At 68.0% G+C, this 22,668-nt stretch carries 19 protein-coding genes and 1 tRNA gene; 18 read left to right on the forward strand and 2 right to left on the reverse strand.

The window, feature by feature from the left end:
- Positions 1 to 38: 38 nt before the first annotated feature.
- From iscR to dnaQ, 8 genes are all read left to right on the forward strand, one after another.
- On the forward strand, positions 39 to 572 hold the full coding sequence (iscR, locus tag SMCB_RS02130; RefSeq protein WP_045534712.1) for a Fe-S cluster assembly transcriptional regulator IscR: 534 nt from the start codon (positions 39 to 41) through the stop codon (positions 570 to 572).
- The gene (locus SMCB_RS02135; RefSeq protein ID WP_275451290.1) at positions 569 to 1,789 is read left to right on the forward strand and encodes an IscS subfamily cysteine desulfurase; all 1,221 of its coding nucleotides are present in this window, start codon (positions 569 to 571) and stop codon (positions 1,787 to 1,789) included. Before iscR ends, SMCB_RS02135 begins: the two co-directional genes overlap by 4 nt.
- 42 nt (positions 1,790 to 1,831) lie before the next feature.
- Positions 1,832 to 2,263: a Fe-S cluster assembly scaffold IscU gene (gene iscU, locus SMCB_RS02140; RefSeq protein ID WP_045534716.1), complete on the forward strand. Its 432-nt coding sequence runs from the start codon at positions 1,832 to 1,834 to the stop codon at positions 2,261 to 2,263.
- Positions 2,264 to 2,289: 26 nt separating this feature from the next.
- Positions 2,290 to 2,613, forward strand: coding sequence for an iron-sulfur cluster assembly protein IscA (gene iscA / locus SMCB_RS02145; RefSeq protein WP_045534718.1), 324 nt, complete (start codon positions 2,290 to 2,292; stop codon positions 2,611 to 2,613).
- A gap of 85 nt (positions 2,614 to 2,698) precedes the next feature.
- On the forward strand, positions 2,699 to 3,211 hold the full coding sequence (gene hscB / locus SMCB_RS02150; RefSeq protein WP_045537424.1) for a Fe-S protein assembly co-chaperone HscB: 513 nt from the start codon (positions 2,699 to 2,701) through the stop codon (positions 3,209 to 3,211).
- Between the two features lie 9 nt (positions 3,212 to 3,220).
- The gene (hscA, locus tag SMCB_RS02155) at positions 3,221 to 5,131 is read left to right on the forward strand and encodes a Fe-S protein assembly chaperone HscA (protein ID WP_045534720.1); all 1,911 of its coding nucleotides are present in this window, start codon (positions 3,221 to 3,223) and stop codon (positions 5,129 to 5,131) included.
- Between the two features lie 33 nt (positions 5,132 to 5,164).
- Positions 5,165 to 5,503, forward strand: coding sequence for an ISC system 2Fe-2S type ferredoxin (gene fdx, locus SMCB_RS02160; RefSeq protein WP_045534722.1), 339 nt, complete (start codon positions 5,165 to 5,167; stop codon positions 5,501 to 5,503).
- Positions 5,504 to 5,510: 7 nt separating this feature from the next.
- The gene (gene dnaQ, locus SMCB_RS02165) at positions 5,511 to 6,377 is read left to right on the forward strand and encodes a DNA polymerase III subunit epsilon (RefSeq protein WP_045534724.1); all 867 of its coding nucleotides are present in this window, start codon (positions 5,511 to 5,513) and stop codon (positions 6,375 to 6,377) included.
- 73 nt (positions 6,378 to 6,450) lie between these two features.
- Here dnaQ and SMCB_RS02170 read toward each other — a convergent pair.
- Positions 6,451 to 6,527: transfer RNA gene (locus SMCB_RS02170), tRNA-Pro, on the reverse strand.
- Between the two features lie 267 nt (positions 6,528 to 6,794).
- Here SMCB_RS02170 and SMCB_RS02175 point away from each other — a divergent pair.
- Genes SMCB_RS02175 through SMCB_RS02215 form a run of 9 tightly spaced genes read left to right on the forward strand, consistent with a single transcriptional unit; the run spans position 6,795 to position 19,307 of the window.
- A complete protein-coding gene (locus SMCB_RS02175; protein WP_045537426.1) occupies positions 6,795 to 7,481 on the forward strand; it encodes an LSm family protein in 687 nt (228 codons plus the stop codon).
- Positions 7,478 to 8,995, forward strand: coding sequence for a transcription termination factor NusA (gene nusA, locus SMCB_RS02180; protein ID WP_045534726.1), 1,518 nt, complete (start codon positions 7,478 to 7,480; stop codon positions 8,993 to 8,995). Before SMCB_RS02175 ends, nusA begins: the two co-directional genes overlap by 4 nt.
- 29 nt (positions 8,996 to 9,024) lie before the next feature.
- A complete protein-coding gene (infB, locus tag SMCB_RS02185; protein ID WP_045534728.1) occupies positions 9,025 to 12,075 on the forward strand; it encodes a translation initiation factor IF-2 in 3,051 nt (1,016 codons plus the stop codon).
- A gap of 32 nt (positions 12,076 to 12,107) precedes the next feature.
- Positions 12,108 to 12,479 (forward strand): 30S ribosome-binding factor RbfA, encoded by a 372-nt coding sequence (gene rbfA, locus SMCB_RS02190; RefSeq protein ID WP_045534730.1) that lies wholly within the window; start codon positions 12,108 to 12,110, stop codon positions 12,477 to 12,479.
- Between the two features lie 55 nt (positions 12,480 to 12,534).
- Positions 12,535 to 13,557: a tRNA pseudouridine(55) synthase TruB gene (gene truB, locus SMCB_RS02195; RefSeq protein ID WP_045537428.1), complete on the forward strand. Its 1,023-nt coding sequence runs from the start codon at positions 12,535 to 12,537 to the stop codon at positions 13,555 to 13,557.
- On the forward strand, positions 13,554 to 15,380 hold the full coding sequence (gene typA / locus SMCB_RS02200) for a translational GTPase TypA (RefSeq protein ID WP_045534732.1): 1,827 nt from the start codon (positions 13,554 to 13,556) through the stop codon (positions 15,378 to 15,380). The genes truB and typA overlap by 4 nt, the downstream gene beginning before the upstream one ends.
- A 3-nt stretch (positions 15,381 to 15,383) precedes the next feature.
- The gene (locus SMCB_RS02205; protein WP_045534733.1) at positions 15,384 to 16,784 is read left to right on the forward strand and encodes a phosphomannomutase/phosphoglucomutase; all 1,401 of its coding nucleotides are present in this window, start codon (positions 15,384 to 15,386) and stop codon (positions 16,782 to 16,784) included.
- A gap of 2 nt (positions 16,785 to 16,786) precedes the next feature.
- The gene (locus tag SMCB_RS02210) at positions 16,787 to 17,848 is read left to right on the forward strand and encodes a glycosyltransferase family 4 protein (protein ID WP_045534735.1); all 1,062 of its coding nucleotides are present in this window, start codon (positions 16,787 to 16,789) and stop codon (positions 17,846 to 17,848) included.
- Positions 17,817 to 19,307 (forward strand): 3-deoxy-D-manno-octulosonic acid transferase, encoded by a 1,491-nt coding sequence (locus tag SMCB_RS02215; protein ID WP_231851222.1) that lies wholly within the window; start codon positions 17,817 to 17,819, stop codon positions 19,305 to 19,307. Before SMCB_RS02210 ends, SMCB_RS02215 begins: the two co-directional genes overlap by 32 nt.
- 19 nt (positions 19,308 to 19,326) lie before the next feature.
- Here the strand turns inward: SMCB_RS02215 and SMCB_RS02220 are convergent, their stop codons facing one another.
- Entirely contained in the window at positions 19,327 to 19,890 is a 564-nt protein-coding gene (locus tag SMCB_RS02220) for a dihydrofolate reductase (protein ID WP_045534736.1), read from the reverse strand.
- A gap of 121 nt (positions 19,891 to 20,011) precedes the next feature.
- On the opposite strand from SMCB_RS02220, the gene alaS reads away from it, so the two are divergent.
- Positions 20,012 to 22,663 carry an alanine--tRNA ligase gene (gene alaS, locus SMCB_RS02225; RefSeq protein WP_045534738.1) on the forward strand — a complete coding sequence of 884 codons (2,652 nt, stop codon included), beginning with the start codon at positions 20,012 to 20,014 and terminating at the stop codon, positions 22,661 to 22,663.
- Positions 22,664 to 22,668: the final 5 nt, after the last annotated feature.

A 22,668-nucleotide genomic window follows, 5' to 3' on the forward strand; every position in this document is an offset into this window, starting at 1 on the left:
CGAGAGGGTGTACTCAACCAAACGCCAAGGAAAGCACCATGCGCCTCACCACCAAAGGGCGGTTCGCCGTCACCGCCATGATCGACTTGGCCCTGCGCCAAGCCGGTGGCCCCGTCACGCTGGCGGCCATCAGCCAGCGCCAGCAGATTTCGCTTTCGTACCTCGAGCAGTTGTTTGGCAAGCTGCGCCGGCACGATCTGGTCGAATCCACCCGCGGCCCTGGGGGCGGTTACACGCTCGGGCGCAAGGCCAGCGACATCACCGTGGCCGATATCATCGTCTCGGTCGATGAACCGATCGACGCCACCCAGTGCGCCGGCAAAGAAAACTGCCACGGCGAGGGCGAGCGCTGCATGACGCACGAGCTGTGGGCGGCGCTGAATGCGAAAATGGTGGACTTTCTGGATTCGGTTACCTTGCAAAAACTGGTCGATGAGCAGCTCGCCAAGGGCATGGTGATCGAGGCCACACCCTCGCTCAAGCGCGCCATTTCGAGCGCGCCGGTGCTCAAGCCCATCCGCGTCAACGCCCCCAACTCGGTTTTTGCACTGGGTACGGCAGCAGGAAAATAAACATGACCCCGCACTTCCCCATCTACCTCGACTACAGCGCCACCAACCCCTGCGACCCACGGGTGGTGGACCTGATGGTGCCGTGGCTCTACGAGCACTTTGGCAACCCGGCCTCACGCAGCCACGCCTGGGGCTGGGAGGCCGAACGCGCGGTGGAGCAGGCGCGCGAGCAGGTGGCGTCACTCATCGGCGCCGACCCGCGCGAAATCGTCTGGACCAGCGGCGCCACCGAATCCAACAACCTCGCGCTCAAGGGCGCGGCCCACTTTTACCGCGACAAGGGCCGGCACCTGGTCACCGTCAAGACCGAGCACAAGGCCGTGCTCGACACCTGCCGCCAGCTCGAGCGCGAAGGCTTTGAAGTCAGCTACCTCGACGTGCAGCCCGATGGCTTGCTCGACCTCGACGCCTTCGCCGCCGCGCTGCGCCCCGACACCGTGCTGGCCTCGGTGATGTACGTGAACAACGAGATCGGGGTGGTGCAAGACATCGCCGCCATCGGCGCCCTGTGCCGCGAGCGCGGCGTGCTGCTGCACGTGGATGCGGCGCAGGCCACCGGCCGGGTCGAGGTGAACCTGCAGCAGTTGCCGGTCGATCTGATGAGCCTGACGGCGCACAAAACCTACGGCCCCAAAGGCGTGGGCGCGCTCTATGTGCGGCGCAAGCCGCGCGTGCGCCTCGAGGCGCAGATGCACGGCGGCGGGCACGAGCGCGGCATGCGCTCGGGCACCTTGCCCACGCACCAGATCGTCGGCATGGGCGCGGCCTACGCCTTGGCGCAAGCCGAAATGGCAACCGAGCTGCCGCGCATCCGCGCCTTGCACCAGCGCCTGCTCAACGGCTTGTCGGGCATCGAGCAGGTGTTTATCAACGGCCACCCGACCCAGCGTGTGCCGCACAATCTGAACATGAGCTTCAACTACGTCGAGGGCGAATCGCTGATCATGGGCATCAAGGGGCTGGCGGTGTCCAGCGGCTCGGCCTGCACCTCGGCCAGCCTCGAGCCCAGCTACGTGCTGCGCGCCCTGGGCCGCTCCGACGAACTGGCCCACAGCAGCCTGCGCATGACCATCGGGCGCTGGACCACCGAGGCCGAGATCGACTACGCCGTGCAGACCATCCGCGAGAACGTGGCCAAGCTGCGCGAGCTCTCACCACTGTGGGAGATGTACCAGGACGGCGTCGATCTGTCCACCATCCAGTGGGCCGCGCACTAGCAGCATCCCGCGGCAAATCGTCTCATTTGACAGGAGTACACCATGGCATACAGCGACAAGGTCATCGACCACTACGAGCACCCGCGCAATGTGGGCGGCTTTGACAAGGGCGACGACACGGTCGGCACCGGCATGGTCGGGGCCCCGGCCTGCGGCGACGTGATGAAGCTGCAGATCAAGGTCAACCCGGCCACCGGCCTGATCGAGGACGCGCGCTTCAAAACCTACGGCTGCGGCTCGGCCATCGCCTCGAGCTCGCTCATCACCGAATGGGTCAAGGGCAAATCGCTCGATCAGGCGACACAGATCAAAAACAGCCAGATCGCCGAAGAGCTGGCGCTGCCGCCGGTGAAAATCCACTGCTCCATTCTGGCCGAAGACGCCATCAAGGCGGCGGTAGAAGATTACCGGCAAAAGCACGCCGCTGCAGCCCCGGCTGCCGCTGCGGCCCAGCCAGCGTCCTTGGCCCACTGACACCACCATTTTGAGGGTTTGAGTCCATGTCCGTCACGGTAACCGAAGCCGCTGCCAAGCACGTGCGCAAATACCTGGCCCGGCGCGGCAAGGGGGTGGGGGTACGGCTGGGCGTCAAGACCACCGGTTGCTCGGGCCTGGCCTACAAGCTCGAGTACGCCGATGCGCTGGCCCCCGACGACGTGGTGTTCGAGAGCGCCGGTGTGCAGGTGCTGATCGACCCCAAAAGCCTGCCCTACCTCGACGGCACTGTGCTCGATTTCGTGCGCGAGGGCCTCAACGAGGGCTTCAAGTTCAGCAACCCCAACGAACGCGACCGCTGCGGCTGTGGTGAATCGTTCCGGGTCTGAGGCCCAGGTGGGCGTGCTGCCGGAGGCCGGGGCGGTGCCAGCCGGAGCCGGCGAAGCCTCTGGCGCGGCAGCGCTGGGCGACGAGATCAGCCTGCGCGCCGACGACTACACCCTGTTTGCCTTGCCGCCGGGTTTTGCGCTCGACCGCGCCGCGCTCGAGCAGCGCTGGAAGCAGTTGCAGCGCCTAGCGCACCCAGATCGCCACGCCGCCCAAGGCGCGGCGGCGCAGCGGCTGGCCTTGCAGTGGTCGGTGCGCATCAACGAAGCCTACCAGCGCCTCAAAGACCCGCTCAAGCGTGGCGCCTACTGGTGCGAGTTGCAGGGGCAGAGCGTGGGTGCGCACGACAACACCGCCATGCCGGCCACTTTCTTGGTGCAGCAGATGCAATGGCGCGAGGCCTTGGCCGAAGCCGGCAGCGCCGCTGACCTGAGCCCGCTGCAAGCCGAACTCGAGGCCGAGCGGGCGCAGCGGCTGGCGGCCCTGCAAACCGCCATCGACGTGCAGCACGACGCCCGCGCCGCCGCGCAGCAGGTGCGCGCGCTGCTGTTCATCGAGCGCTTCGAGCAACAATTGCACGAGCGCCTAGACCGTTACTGAACCCCATTTATGGCTTTGTTGCAAATCTCCGAGCCCGGTCAAGCGCCGGACCCGCACCAGCGGCGCATCGCCGTGGGCATTGACCTAGGCACCACGCACTCGCTGGTGGCGGCGCTGCGCCATGGCCACAGCGTCTGCCTGCCCGATGCCCAAGGCCGGGTGTTTCTGCCCAGCGTGCTGCGCTTTCTGCCCGCCGCTGCGCCCCACCGGAGCCCGAGCCGCCAGATCGGCTGGGAGGCGCTGCAGGCGCAGACGCAAGACCCAGCCAACACCATCAGCTCGGTCAAGCGCCTGATGGGCCGCACCCGCGCCGACCTGCAAGCCAGCGGCGTGCTGGAGCGCCTGCCCTACACCGTGGTCGATGGCGCGGGCATGGCGGCGGTGCGCACCGTGGCCGGCGACATCAGCCCGGTCGAGGTGAGCGCCGAGATTTTGGCCACCTTGCGCCAGCGCGCCGAAGACAGCTTCGACGCCGAGCTCTACGGCGCCGTGATCACCGTACCGGCCTATTTTGACGACGCCCAGCGCCAAGCGACCAAAGACGCCGCGCAACTGGCCGGGCTCAAGGTGCTGCGGCTGCTCAACGAACCCACCGCTGCGGCGCTGGCTTACGGGCTCGACCAAGCGGCCGAGGGGCTGTACGCGGTGTTTGACCTCGGTGGCGGCACCTTCGATGTGTCGCTGCTGCGCCTGAGCCGTGGCGTGTTCGAGGTGTTGGCCACCGGCGGCGACTCGGCCCTGGGCGGCGACGACTACGACCGCGCCTTTGCCGACGCCTTGCTGCTGCGCTGCGGCCACCGCGGCCACGCCAGCGAGCTGCCGCTGGCCGAGCGCGCGGCGCTGCTGGCCGAGGCGCGGCGCCTCAAAGAAGCGCTGTGCAATCTGGACGATGCGGCCCAGACCTTGCCTTTTGCCGCCACCCTGCACGGGCAGGCGCTGCAGTGCCCGGTGAGCCGCGCCGAGTTCGACGCCGCCACCACCGCGCTCACCGAGCGCACCGTGGCCGCCTTGCGGCGCGTGCTGCGCGATGCGCGCGTCACGCCCGAGCAGGTGCAAGGCGTGGTGCTGGTGGGGGGGGCTACGCGCATGCCGGCGCTGCGCCAAGCCGTGGCCACGTATTTTGGCCGCGCCCCGCTCACCGATCTCAACCCCGACGAGGTTGTGGCCCTGGGCGCAGCCCTGCAAGCGCAGCAACTGGCTGGCAACCCGGACAGCGGCGAGGGCTGGCTGCTGCTCGACGTGACGCCGCTCTCGCTCGGCCTCGAGACCATGGGCGGGCTGGTCGAGCGCATCGTGCCGCGCAACACGCCGCTGCCGGCGGCGCTGGCGCAAGACTTCACCACCTACCAAGACGGCCAGACCGCGCTGGCGCTGCACGTGCTGCAAGGCGAACGCGACCTGGTGCAAGACTGCCGCAGCCTGGCGCGCTTCGAGCTGCGCGGCATCCCGCCCATGGTGGCCGGGGCGGCGCGCATCCGCGTCACCTTCCACCTCGACGCCGACGGGCTGCTGAGCGTGAGCGCGCGCGAGCAAAGCAGCGGCGTCGAGGCGCACATCGAGGTCAAACCCTCGTATGGCCTGAGCGACGAACAAATCGCCGCCATGCTGCAAGAGGGCAACGCCAGCGCCGAGCAAGACATGCGCGCGCGCGCCTTGCGCCAGGCGCAGGTGGAGGCCGATCGCATGGCCGCCGCCACCCGCAGCGCGCTGGCCGCCGACGGCGCGCTGCTGCAGCCCGAGGAGCGCGCCGCCATCGAGGCCTTGTTGCAGGCGCAGGCCCGAATCCGGTTGCTAGACGATGCCGCCGCGCTTGACGACGCCACCGAGGCGCTGGCCCAAGGCTGCGAAGAATTTGCTGCCCGGCGCATGAACCGCAGCATCGCCACCGCGCTGGCCGGGCAAAATATCGACCAGTTCTGAACCTCGACCCGTTTTAAGGCCACCCCGCTCGCCATGCCGACCCTCACCGTTTTGCCACACCCCGAACTCTGCCCCGAAGGGCGCCAGATCGAGGGCCTGAGCGGCAGCACCCTGTGCGAAGCCTTGCTCGACCACGGCGTGGCTATAGAGCACGCCTGTGACATGAGCTGCGCCTGCACCACCTGCCACGTGATCGTGCGCCAGGGCTTTGCCACCCTCGAGCCCGCCAGCGAAGAAGAAGAAGACCTGCTCGACAAAGCCTGGGGGCTGCAACCGCAGTCGCGCCTGAGCTGCCAGGTGCGGCTCGGGCGCCAAGACTTGACGGTGGAAATCCCGCGCTACACCATCAACCACGCGCGCGAAAACCACTGAAGCCGCCATGCGCCAAATCGTCCTCGACACCGAGACCACTGGGCTGTCGCCCGCCAACGGCGACCGCATCATCGAAATCGGCTGCATCGAGCTGCTGGGGCGCAAGCCCAGCGGCAACAACCGCCACTACTACCTCAACCCCGAGTGCGAGATCCACGCCGAAGCGCAGCGCGTGCACGGCCTGACGCTTGATTTTTTGGCCGATAAACCCAAATTTGCCGAAGTGGCCGCCGATCTGCTCGACTACCTCGCCGGGGCCGAGCTGATCATCCACAACGCCCCCTTCGACCTTGGCTTTCTCGACGCCGAATGGCAGCGCCTAGGCCACGGCCCCACGCGCCAGCTGGCCGGCGGCGTGATCGACACCCTGCTCATGGCCAAGGAGATTTACCCCGGCAAGCGCAACGGGCTCGATGCCCTGTGCGAGCGGCTCGGGGTGGACAACTCGGGCCGCAAGCTGCACGGCGCGCTGCTCGACGCCGAGCTGCTGGCCGATGTGTACATCTGCCTCACGCGCGGCCAAGATTCGCTGCTGATGGAGCTCGACCTAGGCGCCGCGGGCAGCCCTATGGGCAGCCCTATGGGCAGCGCTGCGGCTGCGGGCGTGAACGGTGGCCAAAATGGCAGCCAGAAGGGCAGCGCGCACGGTAGCCAGAGCGGCCACCCGAACGGCAGCAGCCACGCGGCAGGCGCAGCTGCGTCCGGCGCACAGGCCGACGCCGCAGCGGCCCACGATTGGGCGGCCCATCTGGCGCTGCCATTGCTGCGCGCCAATAAGCTCGAACTGCAAGCCCACGAGGCCTTGCTGCTCGAGCTGGACCGGGCCAGCAAAGGCCAAACCGTGTGGCGCCGCAGCGTGGCGCCGCAGCAATGAGGGCGGTGGCGCAGGTGACCGCATAAAAAAACCCGCCCAGCGCATGCACCGGGCGGCGTTTTCCATCAAAGAATGGTCGGAGCGGCGGGATTCGAACTCGCGACCCTCTGCTCCCAAAGCAGATGCGCTACCAGGCTGCGCTACGCTCCGACTAAGCCTCGAATTGTAAGGCCCACCAGCGCCGTTGCAGGCAGGATGCACAAAAATATTTGCTTTGGCCAGCCTCGGGTGCTACAATGCAAGGCTTCACGACCGATTGGGCGGGTTTTTACCGGCCCTTTTTTTTTGGCTCGGTCGCAAGCCGCAAGGCAGCGCAACAAAGACCACCGCAACAAAGGCCTCCGAAGCTTTTACCGCAATTTTTTGGCAACCTCGCTATCCAGCCGCCTTGTGGCAGCTGGGGCACACCTGAAACGCATGAGCTGGCAGCACACCGTAGAGCAGACCGTCATTGGGATGGGTTTCGATCTGGTGGATCTGGAACGATCCGCCGGCGGGCTGTTGCGCGTCACCATCGACTGGCCGTGGGTTGCGGCCAGCAGCCCGGAGCGCGCGATCACGGTGGAAGACTGCGAGCGCGTGACGCGCCAGTTGCAGCTGCTGCTCGAAGTCGAGGCGGTGGACTACAAGCGGCTCGAAGTGGGTTCGCCCGGCATCGATCGGCCGCTGCGCCACGCCGCCGATTTTGAGCGCTTTGTGGGTTCGGTGATCGATGTCACGCTCAAGCAACCCATCGGCGCGGCGGTGGCTGCGGGTGGGGTGGCCGTGGCCGCCAACCGCAAGAAATTCCGTGGCACGCTCGAGCGCGCAACGGCTCCCGAGGCTGCGCCCGAATCCCCCCCCGAATCCGCCCCCGAGCCCGGCGCCGCCCCCGTCAGCCACTGGCAGATCGTCTGGCGCGATGAGCCGGTGCGCAAACCGGGCCAACGCCCGAGCAAAAAATCCCAGCCCCTGCCGTTGCAGGTGCTTGGTTTCGAGTTGTCCGAGCTGCGCGAGGCGCGGCTGGCACCGATCGTCAACTTCAAGGGCCGCAGCGCAACCGCGCCGGCCGCACCCACCGCCGAAGCAGGTGGCAGCCATACTGGAAAGGCAGACCCCAAATGAACCGCGAAATGTTGATGCTCATCGACGCCATTTCACGCGAAAAAAACGTCGAACGCAGCGTGGTCCTGAGCGCGGTCGAGTTCGCGCTGGCCTCGGCCACCAAAAAGTTCTACAAGGGTGAGGTGGACATCCGCGTCAGCGTCAACCCCGACACCGGCGCCTACGACACCTACCGCCGCTGGCTGGTGGTGCCCGACGAAGCCGGCCTGCAAAACCCAGACGCCGAAGAGATGCTCTCCGATGTGGCCGACGAACACCCCGGTATCCAAGTGGGCGAGTACATCGAGGTGCCGATCGAATCGGTGCCGATCGGGCGCATCGGCGCCATGGCCGCCAAGCAGGTGATCTTGCAGCGCATCCGCGACGCCGAGCGCGAGATGCTGCTCAACGACTTCATGAGCCGCGGCGACAAGATCTTTGTCGGCTCCGTCAAGCGGCTTGACAAAGGCGACCTGATCGTGGAGAGCGGGCGCGTCGAGGGGCGGCTCAAGCGCTCCGAAATGATCCCCAAAGAAAACCTGCGCAGCGCCGACCGCGTGCGCGCCATGATCATGGAAGTGGACTTGAGCCTGCGCGGCGCCCCGATCCTGCTGTCGCGCGCCGCCCCCGAGTTCATGATCGAGCTCTTTCGCCAAGAGGTGCCCGAGATCGAACAGGGCTTGCTCGAGATCAAATCCTGCGCCCGCGACCCCGGTTCGCGCGCCAAGATCGCCGTCAAATCCTACGACAAGCGCATCGACCCGATCGGCACCTGCGTCGGTATGCGCGGCTCGCGCGTCAACGCCGTGACCAACGAGCTGGCCGGTGAGCGCGTCGATATCGTGCTCTGGAGCGAAGACCCGGCGCAGTTTGTGATCGGCGCGCTGGCGCCGGCCAACGTGCAGTCGATCGTCGTCGATGAAGAGCGCCACGCCATGGACGTGGTGGTCGATGAGGAAAACCTGGCGATCGCCATCGGCCGCGGTGGCCAGAACGTGCGCTTGGCCGCCGACCTGACGGGCTGGAAGATCAACATCATGACCGCCGACGAATCGTCGGCCAAGCAGGCGCAAGAGACCGACGCCATCCGCACGCTGTTCATGAGCAAGCTCGACGTCGATCAAGAGATGGCCGACATCCTGATCGGCGAAGGCTTTACCAGCCTCGAAGAAGTGGCCTACGTGCCGCTGCAAGAGATGCTGGAGATCGAGGCCTTCGACGAAGACACCGTGACCGAACTCCGCGCCCGCGCCAAGGCGGCTTTGCTCACGCTGGCCATCGCCAAAGAAGAGAGCGTGGAAGACGCGGTGCGCGAACTGCGCGACCTCGAGGGCCTCAACGCCGAGTTGTTGGCCCAATTGGCCGCAGCCGGCGTCCACACCCTCGACGAACTGGCCGATCTGGCCAGCGACGAATTGATCGAAATCACCGGGCTCAGTGCCGACGAAGCGACCGCGCTGATCCTGCGCGCGCGCCAACACTGGTTTGCCGCCGATCAGGCCCCCGAGCAATCCTCGCAACCCTCGCAGTCCTGAACCGAGCGGCGACACGGAGAATCGTACACATGTCAAGCAACACCGTCGCAGAATTTGCCGCTGAATTGAACCGGCCCACCCACGTCGTGCTGGAGCAGTTGGCTGCGGCCGGGGTGCGCAAGCTGTCCGGCAGCGATGCGTTGGCAGAGTCCGACAAGCAACGGCTGCTGAGCTTTTTGCAGGCCAGCCACGGCACGGCCAGCACCGAGCGCAACAAAATCACCCTCACCAAAAAATCGACCAGCGAGATCAAGCAGGCCGATGCCTCCGGGCGCGCGCGCACGATCCAGGTCGAGGTGCGTAAAAAACGCACCTTCGTGCGCCGCGACGACGAGCCGCTCGCCGGCCCTGGCTCTGCCGAGGGCGCGGTCGCAGCCGCCGAGGCCGCCGCTGTTGCAGCCGCCGCCGAAGCCGAGGCCGCCGAAGCCCGCGCGCAGCAAGCGCAGCAGGCCGAGCTCGAGCGGCGCGAAGAGCAAGCGCGCCAGCAGGCCGAGCAGATTCGGCTCCAAGAAGAAGAGCTGGCGCAGCAGCGCCAAGCGCGGCAACAAAGCGAGGAGCGCGAGGCGCGCGAGACGCAAGAGCGCTCTGCCACCCTCGACCAAGAGCGCCAGCAGCAGTTGGTGCAGCAGCGCGCCCGCGCCGACATGGAGGTGCAGCAAAGCCGCCAGCGCTCGGTCAAGCTGTCCAAGCCCGTGCCGACCGAAGCGGCGGCTGTGTCTGCAGCCAACCAGCCCGGCGCGGCGGTGGCCGAGCAGGCCGCTGCAGCGCAGCAGGCCGCTGCGCAAGCTGTCCAGCAGGCAGCCGAGCAGGCCGCGCAACAAGCCGCCGAGTTGGCGCAGCGCCAGTCGGCGCAGCGGCTGGCCGACGATCAACGCGCGAGCGACCTCGATGAGCGCCGGCGCAAGGCGCTGGCCGAGGCGCAGGCGATCCGCGACATGATGGCCGCCCCCAAAAAGGTGCTGCTGGCCAAAAAACCCGAAGAGCCCAAGCCGGCCCCCGTGGCCGAGGCCAAGCCCGGAATCAAGGGCACCTTGCACAAACCGGCCGGCACACCAGCACCGGCCAAAGCCGGTGCCGCCAAACCGGCCGCGCCGGGTACTGCGGCTGCCGGGGCGGGCAAGAAAGAAGTCAAATCCGAAGCCTTGTCGTCCACTTGGAAAGACGAAGCGGCCAAGAAAAAAGAAGTCAAAGGCCGAGGTAGCAACACCAGCGCCGTGCGTTCCAGCGGCACCGCATGGCGCTCCAACGCCAAAGGGGGCCGTGGTGGCCGCGGTGGCCGCGACGAGCGCTCGCACGGTTACGAGCCGGCCCAGTCTGAAGCCAAGGTGCTCGAGGTGCACGTGCCCGAGACCATCACCGTGGCCGAGCTGGCGCACAAAATGGCGCTCAAATCGTCCGAGGTCATCAAGCAGTTGATGAAGCTGGGGCAGATGGTGACCATCAACCAGTCGCTGGACCAAGACACGGCGATGATCGTGGTCGAAGAACTCGGGCACCAAGCGGTGGCCGCAGCGCTCGACGACCCCGAGGCCTTCACCGAAGAAGAAACCGCGCTGCAAAGCGCCGAATTCCTGCCGCGCGCGCCGGTGGTCACGGTCATGGGCCACGTCGATCACGGCAAGACCTCGCTGCTCGACTACATCCGCCGCACCAAGGTCGCGGCGGGCGAGGCCGGCGGCATCACGCAGCACATCGGCGCCTACCACGTCGAGACGCCGCGCGGCATGGTCACCTTCCTCGACACCCCGGGCCACGAAGCCTTTACCGCCATGCGCGCCCGTGGCGCCCAAGCCACCGACGTGGTGATTCTGGTCTGCGCCGCCGACGACGGCGTGATGCCGCAGACCAAAGAAGCCATCAAGCACGCCAAGGCGGCCAATGTGCCGATCGTGGTCGCGCTGACCAAGGCCGACAAACCCGACGCCAACTTCGAGCGCGTGCGCGCCGAACTGATCGCCGAGCAGGTGGTGCCCGAAGAGTTCGGCGGCGAATCGCCGTTTGTGCCGGTGTCGTCCAAAACCGGTCTGGGCATCGACGCGCTGCTCGAGCAGGTGCTGCTGCAAGCCGAGGTGCTCGAGCTCAAGGCCCCGGTCGGAGCCAACGCCAAGGGGCTGGTGATCGAAGCCCGGCTCGACAAAGGCCGCGGTGCCGTGGCCACGGTGCTGGTGCAATCGGGCACGCTCAAGGTGGGCGACGTGGTGCTGGCGGGCCAGACTTCGGGCCGGGTGCGCGCCATGCTCGATGAAAACGGCCGCGCGGCCAAAGAGGCCGGACCGTCGATCCCGGTCGAAATCCAGGGCTTGTCCGAAGTGCCCCGGGCGGGCGACGAGTTCATGGTGCTGGCCGACGAGCGCCGGGCACGTGAAATCGCCACCTACCGCGCCGGCAAATTCCGCTCCACCAAGCTGGCCAAGCAGCAAGCCGCCAAGCTCGAAAACATGTTTGCCGACATGCAAGCCGGCGAAGTCCAGACCCTGCCGATCATCGTCAAGTCCGACGTGCAGGGCTCGCAAGAGGCGCTCACCACCTCGCTGCTCAAACTCTCGACCGACGAGATTCGGGTGCAGCTGGTCTATGCGGGCGTGGGTGGCATCAGCGAGAGCGACGTCAACCTGGCGATCGCCTCCAAAGCGATCGTGATCGGCTTCAACGTGCGCGCCGACATCGGGGCGCGCAAGCTGGCCGAATCCAACGACGTCGATCTGCACTACTACAACATCATCTACGACGCGGTCGATGAGATCAAAGCGGCGATGTCGGGCATGCTGGCGCCCGAGAAGCGCGAAGAGGTGATCGGCGCGGCGCAGATTCGCACCGTGTTTGTGGCCTCCAAGATCGGCACCGTGGCCGGCTGTATGGTCACCGAAGGCCGCGTCACGCGCAACGCGCACTTCCGCTTGCTGCGCGACAACGTGGTGATCTACACCGGCGAGCTCGAATCGCTCAAGCGCATGAAAGACGACGTGCGCGAGGTCAAAGAAGGCTTCGAGTGCGGCATCAAGCTCAAAAACTACAATGACATCAAGGAAGGCGACCTCCTCGAGTTGTTTGAGATCAAGGAAGTGGCGCGTACACTTTGATCAGCGCAATCTGATCAGCGCGCCTGCCCACCATGCCGAGCAAAAAAGCCCCCTCCAACCGCAGCTTCAAGGTCGCCGATCAGATTCAGCGCGACCTGAGCGAGCTCATTGCGCGCGAGCTCAAAGACCCGCGCGTGGGGCTGGTGACGCTGCAAGCGATTGAGCTCACGCCCGACTACGCCCACGCCAAGGTCTATTTCAGCGTGCTCACGGGCGACCCCCAGCTCGCGTTTGAGGCGTTGAACCAAGCTGCCGGCTTTTTGCGCAGCGGCTTGTTCAAGCGCCTGCACATCCACACCGTGCCGACGCTGCATTTTGTCTTCGACCGCACCCCCGAGCGCGCCGCCGACATGAACGCCTTGATCGCGCAGGCCGTGGCTTCGCGTTCCAAAGAAAGCGACTAAATTGAGCGCCGTCGGGTTCACCTTGGGTGCCGACGCCGCCCAGGGGGGCGGTGCCGTGCCAGACCGCGCTGCGAGTGCAGCGGCACCACCGCGCCAGCGCCTTCAGCGCCGCCCGGTGCACGGCCTGCTGCTGCTCGACAAGGCGCTGGGCGTCAGCAGCAACCAGGCGCTGCAACGCGCCAAGTGGCTGCTGCGCGCCGACAAAGCCGGCCACACCGGCACCCTGGACCCGCTGGCCACCGGGCTGCTGCCGCTGTGCTTTGGTGCGGCGACCAAGTTCAGCCAACTGCAGCTCGACGCCGACAAGGTCTATGAGGCCACCTTGCGCCTGGGTGTGCGCACCCACGGCGGCGACGCCGAAGGCGAAGTGCTCGAGCGCCGCCCGGTGGCTTGCAGCCCCGAGCAGGTGCAGCAGGTGCTGGCGCGCTTTAGTGGCGCGATCGAGCAGTTGCCGCCCATGCACAGCGCGCTCAAGCACCAGGGCCGGGCCCTGTACGAATACGCACGCGCCGGGCTGGAGGTGGAGCGCGCGCCACGCCGGGTCAGCATCCACGTGCTGGAGCTGCTCGCACTAGCGCTCGAGGGCCCCGAGCCGGCGCTGCGCCTGCGCGTGCACTGCAGCAAGGGCACCTACATCCGCAGCCTGGCCGAGGACATCGGCGCCGCGCTGGGCTGTGGCGCCCACTTGAGCGCCTTGCGCCGCCTGCGCAGCGGCAGTCTGGGTCTGGAGCGCAGCCTCACGCTCGAGCAGCTCGAAGCACTGCCCGAGGTCGAACGCCTGCGCGCCCTGCTGCCGGTGGATGCGCTGCTGGCCGGTCACGAGCGCGTCACGCTCGACGACGACAATGCAGCCCGCTTCCTCACCGGCTTGCGGCGTCGCGGCACCTGGCCCGACAGCGAGCGCGTGGCCGTGTATGCAGCGTCTGCTGCTTCTACCGAGCCTGCAGCGTCTGCCGCAGCTGGCCCGCAACCCGGCGCCTTGCTGGGCAGCGCCCACATCGTGGGCGGCGAACTCATCCCCGGGCGGCTGTTGAGCCCGATCGAAATCCAACAAATCACCCTGCAAACCCAGTCATGAGCACTCCGATACGCAACATCGCCATCATCGCCCACGTCGACCACGGCAAAACCACCATGGTCGACCAACTGCTGCGCCAGAGCGGCACCTTTGCCGAGCACGAAAAAGTCGTGGACACGGTGATGGACAGCAACGCCATCGAGCGCGAGCGCGGCATCACCATCTTGGCCAAAAACTGCGCCGTGAGCTGGAAGGGCACCCACATCAACATCGTGGACACCCCCGGCCACGCCGACTTTGGCGGCGAAGTCGAGCGCGCGCTGTCGATGGTCGATGGCGTGCTGCTGCTCATCGACGCCCAAGAAGGCCCGATGCCCCAGACCCGCTTCGTCACCAAAAAAGCGCTGGCGCTGGGCCTGCGCCCGATCGTGGTGGTCAACAAAGTGGACAAACCCGGCGCCAACTGCGACAAGGTGGTCAACGCCGCCTTCGACCTGTTCGACAAGCTCGGTGCCAACGACGAGCAGCTCGACTTCCCCATCGTCTATGCCAGCGGCATCAACGGCTGGTCATCGCTCACCGAAGGCGAGCCGGGGCAGCAGTGGGGCCCCGATATGTCGGCGCTGTTCGACACCGTGCTGCAGCACGTGCCGGCGCACCAGGGCGACCCCGAGGCGCCGCTGCAGCTGCAGATTTCGGCGCTCGACTACTCCAGCTTCGTCGGGCGCATCGGCGTCGGGCGCATCAGCGCCGGCCGCATCCGCCCCGGCATGGACGTGCTGGTGTGCGAAGGCCCCGAGGGCAAGCCGGCCAAGGGCCGCGTCAACCAGGTGCTGACCTTTCAGGGGCTGGACCGGGTGCAAACCGCCGAAGCCGGGCCGGGCCACATCGTGCTCATCAACGGCCTAGAGAGCATCGGCATCGGCGTCACCGTGACCGACCCGGCCGACCCGCGCCCGCTGCCCATGCTCAAGGTCGATGAGCCCACGCTGACCATGAACTTTTGCGTCAACACCAGCCCGCTGGCCGGGCGCGAGGGCAAGTTCGTCACCAGCCGCCAGATTTGGGACCGGCTGCAAAAAGAGCTGCAGTCCAACGTCGCGCTGCGCGTGCGCGAAACCTCGGAAGACGGGATTTTTGAAGTCTCGGGCCGCGGCGAGCTGCACCTGACCATCCTGCTCGAGAACATGCGGCGCGAGGGCTACGAGCTGGCGGTGAGCAAGCCGCGCGTGGTGTTTCGCGAGGTGGGCGGCGAGCGCCACGAGCCGATCGAGCTGGTCACCGCCGACATCGAGGAGCAGCACCAGGGCGGCGTGATGCAGGCGCTGGGCGAGCGCAAGGGCGATCTGGTGAACATGGAGCCCGACGGCCGTGGGCGTGTGCGGCTCGAATACCGCATTCCGGCGCGCGGGTTGATCGGTTTTTCGAATGAGTTTTTGAACCTCACGCGCGGTTCGGGCCTGATCAGCAACATTTTCGACGGCTACGAGCCGCACAAGGGCGAGATCGCCAGCCGCAAAAACGGCGTGCTCATCAGCATGGACGATGGCGAGATTTTCACCTACGCGCTGGGCAAGCTCGACGACCGTGGGCGCATGTTCGTGCGCCCCAACGACCCGGTCTATGAGGGCATGATCGTGGGCATCCACAGCCGCGACAACGACCTGATCGTCAACGCCACGCGCACCAAGCAGCTCACCAACTTCCGCGTCAGCGGCAAGGAAGACGCGATCAAGATCACGCCGCCGATCGAGCTCACGCTCGAGTACGGGGTCGAGTTCATCGAAGACGACGAGCTGGTCGAGATCACGCCCAAGAGCATCCGGCTGCGCAAGCGCCACCTCAAAGAGCACGAGCGCAAGCGCGCCAGCCGCGAGGGTTGAGGCATGAGCCGCGCATCCCCATTCCCGGCCAGCGCCTTCAAGGCCTACGACATCCGTGGCGTGGTGCCCGAGGCGCTGAACCCGGCTTTTGCGCACGCGCTGGGGCGCGCTTTTGGGGCGCGGGCGCTGGCGCTGGGTGAGCGCACCGTGGCCGTGGGGCGCGATGGCCGCCTGAGCAGCCCGGCGCTGGCGGCGGCGCTGATCGAGGGCCTGCGCCAGGCCGGGGTGGCGGTGCTCGACATCGGCCTGTCCACCACGCCCATGCTTTACTACGCCGCGCACACGCGTTGCCACAGCGGCATCCAGGTCACGGGCAGCCACAACCCCAAGCAGCACAACGGCTTCAAGATGGTGCTGGCCGGGCGCGCGATCTACGGCGACGAGATTCAGGCGCTGCGCTTGGCGATGGCGGCACTCGCGCCGGAAGCGGCAGCGGAGCCCGAGGGCAAGCTCGAGCGCATCGACGTGCTGCCCGACTACGTGGCGCGCATCGTCGCCGACGTGCAGCTGGCGCGGCCACTCAAGATCGTCATCGACAGTGGCAACGGTGTGGCCGGGGCCAGCGCGCCGGGGTTGTTTCGCGCCCTAGGCTGCGAGGTGATCGAACTGTACAGCGAGGTCGATGGCGAGTTCCCGAACCACCACCCGGACCCGTCCAAGCCCGAGAACCTGCGCGACCTGATCGCGGCCGTGCAGCGCAGCGGCGCCGAACTGGGCTTGGCTTTCGACGGCGACGGGGATCGGCTCGGCATCGTCACCCCGAGCGGGCAAAACATCTACCCCGACCGGCAGATGCTGCTTTTTGCCCAAGACGTGCTCGCGCGCGTGCCCGGCGGCACCATCGTCTTCGACGTCAAATGCAGCCAGCGGCTGGCACCGGCCATCCGCGCCGCCGGCGGTGTGGCCCTGATGTACAAAACCGGGCACTCGCTCATCAAGGCCAAAATGCGCGAACTGGATGCGCCCCTTGGCGGCGAAATGAGCGGCCACATCTTTTTCAAAGAGCGCTGGTTCGGCTTTGACGACGGCAGCTACGCCGGCGCGCGCCTGCTCGAAATCCTGAGCCGCGCAGCCAACGCCGCCGCGGTGCTCGAGGCCCTGCCCAACAGCTTTGCCACGCCCGAGCTCAACGTGGCCTGCGCCGAAGGCGAGCCGCACCGGCTGGTGGCCGAGCTGCAGGCGCTGGCCGACTTTGCCGCCCCGGCCCAAGTCAACACCATCGACGGCCTGCGCGTCGATTGGCCCGACGGCTTTGGCCTCATCCGCGCCTCCAACACCACGCCGGTGCTGGTGCTGCGCTTCGAGGGCCAAACGGCGGCGGCGCTGGCACGCATCGAAGCCGAGCTGCTGGCGCTGCTGCGCCGCGTCAAACCCGAGGCCCACGTGGGCGCTGCCGCGCACTGAACATGGCCAGCCCCAGCCCCGACCCCGAGGTCATCGTCTTCAACCTCAAGCAGCGCTACACCGGCGTGTCGGCCACGGTGAACGCGCTGGTGCCGCTGCAGTTGCACCAGTGGCCGCTGGCCTATTGCGGCACGCCGCTGTCCAACGGTGTGCCGGGCCTGAGCCTCAAGCAGGCGATCGCGCTCTCGCGCCGGCCGGCGCCGGGGCGGCGCTTTCGCATCTGGCACGTGCGCCGCGACCCCGAGATGCTGGCCGGTCTGTGGGCGCGCGACGTGTTGCGGCTGCCGATCAAGCTCGTGTTCACCTCGGCGGCGCAGCACCGGCACGGCTGGTTTCCGCGCTGGCTCATCAGCCGCATGGACGCGGTGATTGCCACCACCCCCAAGGCCGCCAGCTTCGTGCCCAACACCAGCGCCGTGGTGGCGCACGGCATCGACCTGGCGCGCTTTGTGCCGCCGCCCGACAAGCTCAACGCTTGGGCCGACAGCGGCTTGCCCGGGCGCTACGGCGTGGGCGTGTTTGGCCGCGTGCGGCCCGACAAAGGCACCGACGTGTTTGTGCAAGCCATGATCGCCGCGCTGCCGCATCTGCCCGAGGTCACGGCGGTGATCGCCGGGCTGGCGCAGCCGCAGCACCAAGACTACCAGCGCGGCTTGCAGGCCCAGATCGCCGCCGCCGGGCTCGAGCAGCGCATCGTTTTTTTGGGCGAGGTGCCGGCCGGCGAGGTGCACCGCTGGTACCAGCGCTGCCTGCTGTGCGTGGCCTGCCCGCGCTACGAGCCCTTTGGCCTCACCCCCTTCGAAGCCGCGGCCACCGGCTGCGCGCTGGTGTGCTCGCGCACCGGCGCCTTCGAGGAGCTGGTGCAGCCGGGCGTCAACGGCTACCTGGTGGGCACCGACGACGCCGAAGGCCTGGCGCAGGCGGTGCGCCAGGTGCTGCAAGACCCGCAAGCGGCGCTGCGCTTGGGCGAGGCGGCGCGGGCGCGGGTGGCGTCGGCTTTTAGCCTCGAGCAAGAGGCGGCGGGCATAGGCCGTGTCTATCAGTCCCTGTTCGATGGTGCCTGAGGCCGCGCCCCAGCCTGCGCCCAAGCCCGCCCCGGCGCCGGCGATACCCCCGGCTGCGTCTGCGGCTGATGCGGCTGATGCGCCACCCCAAACCCTGAGCCGCTGGGAGCGCGTGGCGCTCGCGCTCTACGGCCTGCTGCAGCGGCTGCTGTGGCCTTTGGTGCGTCTCAAGCTGCGCTGGCGTGGCCGGGCCGAGCCGGGCTATCTGGAGCACGTCGAGCAGCGCCTGGGCCGCTACCCCGGTCTGGTGCCCTCGAGCGGCTGGCTCTGGGTGCACGCGGTGTCGCTGGGCGAAACGCACGCCGCGGCGCTGCTGCTGGCCGAGCTGCGCGCCCAGATGCCGGGGCTGCGCCTGCTGCTCACCCACGGCACCGCCACCGGGCGCGCCCAAGGGGCGCAGCTGCTGCGCCCCGGCGACCTGCAAGTCTGGCAGCCGTGGGACACGCCCACTGCGGTGGCGCGTTTTCTGGCGCATTTCAAGCCCGCCGTGGGGCTGCTGATCGAGACCGAAGTCTGGCCGCACTGGGTGCAAGGTTGCCGCGCTCAGGGCGTGCCGCTGCTGCTGGTCAATGCGCGCCTGAGCCCGCGCTCGGCCCGTGGTGCCCAGCGGCTGCGCGTGCTGCTGCGCCCCGCTTACGCGGGCTTGAGCGCGGTGCTGGCGCAATCCGAGGCCGACGCGCAGCGCCTGCGCCAGGCCGGGGCCGCTGCGGTGCAGGTCATGGGAAACCTCAAGTTCGACCTGCAAACCGACGCCGCGCTGATCGAGCGCGGGCGCCAATGGAAGCAGGCCCTGGGCGGGCGGCGCGTGCTCATGCTCGCCAGCAGCCGCGCCGGCGAAGAAGCGCTGTGGCTGCAGGCCCTGCGCGAGGCGCAGCGACAGGAGCTGGAGCCGGAGCAAGGCCCCCCAAATCTCCCCCCCGATGCGCTCTGGCTGCTGGTGCCGCGCCATCCGCAGCGTTTCGACGCCGTGGCCGCGCTGCTGCACGAAGCCGGCCTGCGCGTCTGGCGCCGCAGCCAGTGGCAGCAAGGCACCGATCTGCCGCCTGAGGCCCGCGCGGCCCAAGTCTGGCTCGGCGACAGCTTGGGCGAGATGCAGGCTTACTACACGCTGGCCGATCTGGCTTGGCTGGGGGGCAGTTTTTTGCCGCTGGGCGGGCAAAACCTGATCGAAGCTGCGGCCTGCGGCTGCCCCATCGTCATGGGGCCGCACACCTACAACTTTCATGATGCCGCCGCCCAGGCCGAGCAGCTCGGCGCCGCCCAGCGCGTGCCCGACATGGCCGCCGCCCTGCACGCCAGCGCCCAACTGCTGCACGACGCCAGTGCCCACCGCGCCGCACAAAGCGGCTGCGCCGCCTTGTGGCAGCAGGGCCAAGGCGCCGCCCAGCGCTGCGCCACCACCGTGCTGGGCGTTTGGGGGCGTTCAGGGACGCCCAGGGACACAAGCGGGCAACTCTAGCCAGAGGTTGTGGCCGTTCTCATGTGCAAATCTGCGATTGCACCGATGCCGACTGCCCGGCTGCCGCGCTGGCACTCGAGTTGCAGTAGGTGACAAAGGCAAAACGCAGCCCGCTGGTGCTGGTGTGCGGCTCGCGCGCGCATTCGCGCCACTGCGGGCCCAGTGGCGGGGCATGGGCGTCGCCCTCAAAGTCGGCGTCGATCTCGGTGGCCAACACACGCTGCGCCAGGGGCAGGGCCTGGGCATAGATCTGCGCGCCGCCGATCACCCACAGCTCGGGCGGCGCGGGCTCGAGGGCGGCGCAGTGGGCCAGCGCGTCCTCTAGGCTGGTGCAGGGCTGGGCGCCTTCGGCGCGCAAGGCGGCGGCGCGCAGCGCATCGCGCGTCAGCACCAGATTGAGCCGCCCAGGCAGGGGCCGAAAGCGCGGCGGCAGGCCATCCCAAGTGGCGCGGCCCATGAGCACCGGGCAGCCCAAGGTGTGGCGCTTGAAGTGCGCCAGGTCTTCGGGCAGGTGCCAGGGCAGGCGGTTGTGCAGGCCGATAACGCCATTGGCGGCGCGGGCGTAGATCAGGTTGATGCGCATGGGGGCAAGCATAGCCTAGAGGGGCAGGTTAGGGGTGGCTGTTGGGGCCGCCAGCGCCAGCTGAAAAATCAGCATCAGCCCGCGGTGGCGAATAAAATCTGTGGTTTAACCGAGCCCGACCATGACCTCCAGCACCCTCAACCTGCCCGTGGCCAGCGTGGCCGCGATCCGCCAGACCTTTTTGGACTACTTTGCCCAGCGCGGCCACAGCGTGGTGCCCTCGAGCCCGCTGGTGCCGGGCAACGACCCGACGCTGATGTTCACCAACTCGGGCATGGTGCAGTTCAAGGACGTGTTTTTGGGCACCGACCGCCGCCCCTACGTGCGCGCGGCCTCGGTGCAGGCCTGCCTGCGCGCCGGCGGCAAGCACAACGACCTCGAAAACGTGGGCTACACCGCGCGCCACCACACCTTTTTCGAGATGCTGGGCAACTGGAGCTTTGGCGACTACTTCAAGCGCGAATCGCTGCGCTGGGGCTGGGAACTGCTGACCGAGGTCTATGGCCTGCCGCCGGAGCGGCTGTGGGCCACGGTCTATATCGACGACGACGAAGCCTACGAGATCTGGACGCAAGAGATCGGCCTGCCACCTGAGCGCGTGGTGCGCATCGGCGACAACAAGGGCGCCAAATACCAGTCGGACAACTTCTGGATGATGGCCGACACCGGCCCCTGCGGCCCGTGTTCCGAGATCTTTTACGACCATGGCCCCGAAGTGGCAGGCGGCCCCCCCGGCAGCCCCGAGGCCGACGGCGACCGCTACATCGAAATCTGGAACCACGTGTTCATGCAGTTCGACATGCAGCCCGACGGCACGCTCAAGCCGCTGCCCGCGCCCTGCGTCGATACCGGCATGGGGCTGGAGCGGCTGGCGGCGGTGTTGCAACACGTGCACAGCAACTACGAGATCGATTTGTTTCAGGCCCTGATCGGCGCGGCGGCGCGCGTCACCGGCTGCGCCGACGCCAGCAGCCCCTCGCTGCGCGTGATTGCCGACCACCTGCGCGCCAGCGCCTTCCTGATCGCCGACGGCGTGCTGCCGGCCAACGAAGGCCGCGGCTACGTGCTGCGGCGCATCATCCGGCGCGCCATCCGCCACGGCTACAAGCTCGATTGCAAGCTGCCATTTTTGCACCGGCTGGTGGACGAACTGGTGGCGCAGATGGGGGGCGCCTATCCGCATCTGGCGGCCAGTGCGGCGCGCATCGCCGGGCTGTTGCAGATCGAGGAGGAGCGCTTTTACGAAACGCTGGAAAACGGCATGGAGATGCTGGAGCGCGCCTTCACCGAGCTGGCGGCTTCGGGGCAGGCGGTGCTGTCGGGCGAAGTCGCGTTCAAGCTGCACGACACCTACGGTTTCCCGCTCGACCTCACGTGCGATGTCTGCCGCGAGCGCGGTTTGCGGGTGGACGAAGCCGGCTTTCACGCCGCCATGGAGCGCCAGAAAACCCAGGCGCGCGCGGCCGGCAAGTTCAAAATGGAGCGCGGGCTCGACTACGCGGGCAGCGGCAACGAGTTCGTCGGCTACGGCGCCTTGCAGGCCAGCGCCAAGGTGCTGGCGCTGTACCGCGACGGGGTGCCGGTGGCCGAGCTCAAGCACGGGCAGGCCGGGGTGGTGGTGCTCGAGGCCACGCCGTTTTATGCCGAATCCGGCGGCCAAGTGGGCGACAGCGGTCGCCTGCACAGCGGTTCGGCCCACTTTGCCGTGGCCGATACGCAAAAAATCAAGGCCGACGTGTACGGCCACCACGGGCAACTGGAAGCGGGCACGCTGGCCGTGGGCGATCACGTGCTGGCCGAGGTGGACGGGGACCGACGCGCCGCGATCGCGCGCCACCACAGCGCCACCCACCTGCTGCACCTGGCGCTGCGCGAGGTGCTGGGGGCGCACGTGCAGCAAAAGGGCTCGCTGGTCACGCCCGAGCGCACGCGCTTCGACTTTGCCCACCACGCACCGCTCACGCCAGCCGAATGCGTGGCCATCGAAGCGCAGGTGAACGCGCAGATTCTGGCCAACCAGCCCACCGAGGCGCGGCTGATGGACCTCGAACGCGCCCAGCAGTCGGGCGCGCTGATGCTGTTTGGCGAAAAATACGGCGAAACCGTGCGCGTGCTCGACATCGGCAGCAGCCGCGAACTGTGCGGCGGCACCCACGTGCGCGCCACCGGCGACATCGGGCTGTTCAAGATCGTCGCGGAAGGCGGGGTGGCGGCCGGGGTGCGGCGCATCGAGGCCGTGACCGGCGCGCACGCGCTGGCCTATCTGCAACAGCTTGAGGCCCAAGCGGGCGCAGCGGCCGAGGCGCTCAAGGCCCCGGTGGCCGAGCTGCTGCCGCGTCTGCACACCGTGCTCGAGCAGGTGCGGGCGCTGGAAAAAGAGCTGGCCGCACTCAAGGGCAAGCTGGCGGCCGCGCAGGGCGACGAGCTGCTGGCGCAGGCCGTGCAGGTGGGCGCGGTCAAGGTGCTGGCGGCCAGCCTGCAAGGGGCCGACGCCAAAGCGCTGCGCGAGACGCTGGACCGGCTCAAGGCCCGCCTAGGCAGCGCCGTGATCGTGCTCGCCGCCGTCGAGGGCGGCAAGGTGCAGCTGGCCGCTGGCGTCACGCCCGACTGCATGGCGCGCCTCAAGGCCGGTGAACTGGTGAACTTCGTCGCGCAGCAGGTGGGCGGCAAAGGCGGCGGCAAGCCCGATCTGGCCATGGCCGGCGGCACCGACGCCGCCGCCGTGCCGCAGGCGCTGGCCAGCGTGGCGGGCTGGGTGCGCGAGCGGGTTTGAGGGGG

The sequence above is a fragment of the Serpentinimonas maccroryi genome, from assembly GCF_000828915.1.
GTDB lineage: Bacteria > Pseudomonadota > Gammaproteobacteria > Burkholderiales > Burkholderiaceae_C > Serpentinimonas > Serpentinimonas maccroryi.

Coding starts and splice junctions, on each gene's coding strand:
- iscA (WP_045534718.1), top strand. CDS start 2,290: ATGTCCGTCACGGTAACCGAAGCCGCTGCCAAGCACGTGCGCAAATAC.
- rbfA (WP_045534730.1), top strand. CDS start 12,108: ATGCCGAGCAAAAAAGCCCCCTCCAACCGCAGCTTCAAGGTCGCCGAT.
- iscR (WP_045534712.1), top strand. CDS start 39: ATGCGCCTCACCACCAAAGGGCGGTTCGCCGTCACCGCCATGATCGAC.
- typA (WP_045534732.1), top strand. CDS start 13,554: ATGAGCACTCCGATACGCAACATCGCCATCATCGCCCACGTCGACCAC.
- hscA (WP_045534720.1), top strand. CDS start 3,221: ATGGCTTTGTTGCAAATCTCCGAGCCCGGTCAAGCGCCGGACCCGCAC.
- infB (WP_045534728.1), top strand. CDS start 9,025: ATGTCAAGCAACACCGTCGCAGAATTTGCCGCTGAATTGAACCGGCCC.
- SMCB_RS02175 (WP_045537426.1), top strand. CDS start 6,795: ATGAGCTGGCAGCACACCGTAGAGCAGACCGTCATTGGGATGGGTTTC.
- alaS (WP_045534738.1), top strand. CDS start 20,012: ATGACCTCCAGCACCCTCAACCTGCCCGTGGCCAGCGTGGCCGCGATC.
- fdx (WP_045534722.1), top strand. CDS start 5,165: ATGCCGACCCTCACCGTTTTGCCACACCCCGAACTCTGCCCCGAAGGG.
- SMCB_RS02220 (WP_045534736.1), bottom strand. CDS start 19,890: ATGCGCATCAACCTGATCTACGCCCGCGCCGCCAATGGCGTTATCGGC.
- dnaQ (WP_045534724.1), top strand. CDS start 5,511: ATGCGCCAAATCGTCCTCGACACCGAGACCACTGGGCTGTCGCCCGCC.
- SMCB_RS02205 (WP_045534733.1), top strand. CDS start 15,384: ATGAGCCGCGCATCCCCATTCCCGGCCAGCGCCTTCAAGGCCTACGAC.
- SMCB_RS02210 (WP_045534735.1), top strand. CDS start 16,787: ATGGCCAGCCCCAGCCCCGACCCCGAGGTCATCGTCTTCAACCTCAAG.
- nusA (WP_045534726.1), top strand. CDS start 7,478: ATGAACCGCGAAATGTTGATGCTCATCGACGCCATTTCACGCGAAAAA.
- iscU (WP_045534716.1), top strand. CDS start 1,832: ATGGCATACAGCGACAAGGTCATCGACCACTACGAGCACCCGCGCAAT.